The organism is Pelotomaculum sp. FP (assembly GCF_004369245.1).
GTDB lineage: Bacteria > Bacillota > Desulfotomaculia > Desulfotomaculales > Pelotomaculaceae > Pelotomaculum_C > Pelotomaculum_C schinkii.
In genome coordinates, this window is the sequence record NZ_QFGB01000122.1 from 1 (window position 1) to 2,003 (window position 2,003).

2 protein-coding genes are annotated in these 2,003 nt (G+C 51.3%); both read right to left on the minus strand.

Annotated elements, in window-relative coordinates; all coding sequences use genetic code 11:
• The coding region (locus Psfp_RS20890; protein ID WP_134220436.1) for a DUF6282 family protein at positions 1 to 953 on the minus strand (953 nt) is incomplete at its 3' end.
• Between the two features lie 42 nt (positions 954 to 995).
• On the minus strand, positions 996 to 2,003 hold a 1,008-nt coding region (locus Psfp_RS20895), incomplete at its 5' end, for a pyruvate formate lyase family protein (RefSeq protein WP_282434373.1).

The following is a 2,003-nucleotide window of genomic DNA, read 5'->3' on the forward strand; positions in this document are numbered from 1 at the left end:
CCCGGTACAGGGTTATTTCCCGGTTGCCCGGCGTCGGTGATCAGGACGAGATGGTCCGGCCCTTTTTCTTTAATCAACTCTTTAATCAGGTTGAAGGAATAGTCAAAGGCAATAATCCAGTCCTGCATGCCGGGCCAGGGTACACACGAGCACTCGGCAAACTCAAGATAGCCGCCCTTGTCGATCATTTCCCTGGCTTCCTGCGGGGTCACAATGGTCAGTTCCTGGGTGACGTGGTCCATCAGCACATCCACGTCCATCCCTTTGGCGTTGATGTAGTCCAGGATAGCGACCTTTTCCTCGTTGGAAACATGACAGCCCGAGAGTGCGCAGCGGTCACCCTTGGAGTTCTTATTGTAATCGGCGAGCAGTTCCAGAATTTTGATCATCTCAGGGGTCAGGGTGGCGCCGTCCGCTACTTGAATCCCGCCTTCCAAACCCATCGCGTTAACCTGGTGCCTGGCATCTAATGAGGGCAGCCAGACTTCCTTGCACCTTCCATACCCTAGAGCTACTTCTACCGCTTTAGCGTTCATGCCGCCGACGGTGTTATTTAAGGTAATGCCGCCGTATACCTCAACTGGAGTGAATACCTCGCCTTTGGCCGCTCTTTCCTTTTGCATCCGCCCCAAAAAATCCTGAATAATGGTTGCGCAGTTGTTGGTCATCGTGTTGTGGTCTTTAAATACCAGCGCTTTCATGCCGGCTTCACTCGCTTCGATGCACGTTTCAACCATCGTCGGCCGGCCAGCCAGCCATGCCCCCAGCGGCGCACCGTGGATATGCACATCGATACAGCCTTTCAAGATTTCATCCACTTTTGCAGGATCAACAGGTGTTCCCGGGTTGAAATACTTGTACGGCCACACCGGACTGGTCCTTTTAGCCAGTTCTTCCTCGGTGATGGCCCTGCCGTATTTCATTTTTGTCCAATCGTCCAGCGCTTTGTTCACAACAACGGCTCCCTTCATTTAGTTTGTATGGTTACATAACATTTACAGTCCTTCGTATTCGGTCCGCTCAATAACCTGCCTCTGCACATCAGGCCCCAAATCAATGAACCTGGCTGTGAAACCGGCTACCCTGACCATTAAATCCGAGTAGTTTTCCGGGTGTTTCTGAGCGTCAATCAGCATATTCCGGTCTACAATGTTGTATTGGACTTGATAACCACCCAAGTTGAAGTAAGTGTCGTTAAGCTTAATAAATTTTTGCGCCCCGATATCCCCTTCTATGGCCGACGGGTTGAATTTCATATTGAAGAGCGTCGACTGCAGCTTATCCGCGTGGACTTTGGTGGCGGACTTGATCAGGCTGGTCGGCCCGTTCACATCTGTGCCGGGAAAAGCGGAGATGGCTCCGTCAGCCAGGAAATCTCCCGCCAGCCTCCCGTCGGGGCTGGCGCCGCAAGCCTTGCCGTGCAGCACCTGGGTGGTCACCGATAACGTGCTCGGCCTCCAGGGTTTGCCGACCCAGTTGATAACTTTTTGAGACACTTCCGACCAGATATCGTACATTTCAACCACGATTTGATCGACATAGTCATCATCGTTGCCGTATTTCGGAGCTTCCTGCAGTTTCTTTCTGAGGAGTTCATAACCCTCAAAGTTATTCTTAATGGCTTCCTTCATCTCGTCCATTGTCATAGACTTCTCATCAAACACATATTTTTTAATCGCAGCCAGGCTGTTGCCGACATTAACCAAACCGGTTGATATGACATAAGCGGGGTCGTTATAACGGCAGCCGCCCTCATAGGCATGCCGGCCCTTTTCAATGCAGTCGTCCAAAAGAACGGTCATAAAGGGATGCACCAGCCCGATATCGTTGTGCACAAGCATAATGGCGTTCATGTATTCCTCTTCCCGCCTGACGATCAACTCGCAAACCCTCTTGTACTCCCCGACTATTTCTTCATAGGAAGCCTTGTTGAGATCAATTTTCAAGTCAACCAGCTTGTCCCCGGTAACCGGGTTGACGCCGCCGTTTAAGACCAGCTCAAA